This is a genomic window from Ideonella azotifigens (assembly GCF_006519715.1).
Classification (GTDB): domain Bacteria; phylum Pseudomonadota; class Gammaproteobacteria; order Burkholderiales; family Burkholderiaceae_C; genus Ideonella; species Ideonella azotifigens.
The window spans coordinates 1-1,724 of sequence record NZ_VIDT01000935.1; the positions used below are offsets into that span (position 1 = coordinate 1).

General features: G+C 70.8%; 1 protein-coding gene. It reads right to left on the bottom strand.

Going from position 1 to position 1,724, the window contains the following annotated elements:
• A partial coding sequence (locus tag FKP22_RS29385; RefSeq protein ID WP_141291725.1) for a transporter substrate-binding domain-containing protein occupies window positions 1-1,724 on the bottom strand: 1,724 nt, incomplete at both ends.

The following is a 1,724-nucleotide window of genomic DNA, read 5'->3' on the forward strand; positions in this document are numbered from 1 at the left end:
CGAGGCTTCCAGCCAGACCCGGCCGGCGGCGGTGTACTTGCAGGCATTGCTGAGCAGGTTGGTCAGCAGCTGCTTGAGCCGCAGCGGATCCAGCACCACCCGGCGCGGCAGGTCCGGCGAGGCATGCAGCTCGAACACCAGCCCCTTGCTGCCGGCGGCCGCGCGCCAGGCACCGGCCACTTCGGTGAGCAGGGCCTGCAGGTCGAAGCTGCGGGGGCGCAGCTTGATGGCGTCGGTGGAAAAGCGTGCGGCGTCCAGCACGTCGTTGAGCAGCTGGGTCAAGGTCTGCGCCGACTGGCGGGCAATCTCCAGCGCACCGGCCTGCTGCGCGTCCAGCCCCCGGTCGCTGACCGACTGCAGGGCCAGCGACAGCAGGTGCGTGGGTGCGCGCAGCTCGTGGCTGGCCGAGGCCATCAGCAGGTTGCGCGACTCGGCCTCGCGTGCCAGCCTGGCCTGCAGTTCACGCTCGGCGCTCACGTCCACCACATAGCCCGTCCACACCCGCGTGCCGTCCGGCTCGGTGCGCTGCACCGCTTCCGCATGCACCCAGCGGCTGCCGCGCTCGGGGTTCAGGTAGGCCACCGTCAGCTTGAAAGGCTGGCCTGTGCGCATGGACGCCCGCTCAGCGGCCAACGCGCCGGCCCGGTGGTCCTCGCGCACGCGGTCAATCACCTCGCGCAGGATGGAGCGCGTCGGGTCCAGCTGGTCGACGCCCATGAAGCGCATCGTGCCGGGCGAGGTATAGCGGTGGGCGAAGCTGCCGTCCGGCCGGACGACGTAGCGAAAGACGATGCCCGGCACGTGGGCGGCCACGTCGTTCAGCAAGGCTTCCGCCCGCCGGTGCGCTTCGATTGCCCGTTCTGCGTCAGCACGCGCCTCGCGCTCGGCCAAGTGGGCCAGCTTCAGCCGGCGGTTGGCCAGCCACATCATGCAGATCACCAGCAGGCCGCCCAGCGCAATCGGCACTGCCCAGCTGGTGACGTCCACCCAGGTCAGCCCGGGCTGCACCGAGACCAGCAGCCAGCGCCGCTTGATGTCGGCCGCCTCGCCGGGCGTGATGGCCTCGAAGCCTTTCTCCAGCAGCCGCGCCAGCTCGGGCCTGGACTTGCGCACGCCGAAGAACAGTTCGCTGTCGGCATCCGGCAGCACGCCGGTCAGGCGCAGCCGACCGGTGTAGCGCGCGTCGATCAGGCGGTTGATGACGGTGGCATTGCCAATGGCCGCGGCCACCTCGCCAGTGTCCAGCGCCGCCAGCATCTCGGCCTGCGACGAGAACTCGGCCAGCGCCAGCCCGGGGCGGCGCGAGCGCAGCTGCGGCAGCAGGAAATGCTCCCTCAGCAAACCCAGCGAGCCGCTCTCGATGTCGTCCGGCGTGCGCCACTGGCGCGGGTCGCTGCTGCGCATGACGAGCACGGTGGGCGATGACGAGAACGGCCCGACAAAGTCGAACAGCGCCCGGCGCGACTCGGTGCGCGCCATGCCGACGACCACGTCCAGCTCGCCCCGCGCCGCGCGCTCATAGGTGTCGGCAAAGCTGGCGCCGCTCTGCTCGATCACCCGCAGGCCGACCTTCTGCGCAGCCAGCCGGAACATGTCGGCCCCCAAGCCTTCGAAACGGCCCAGGCCGCTGCTGCTGGTGAAGGGCGCGAACTCGCGGTCGAAGCCAATGCGCACACCGCCCGCACGCTGCACCCAGTTGCGCTCGGCCTCGCTGAGTTCGACCT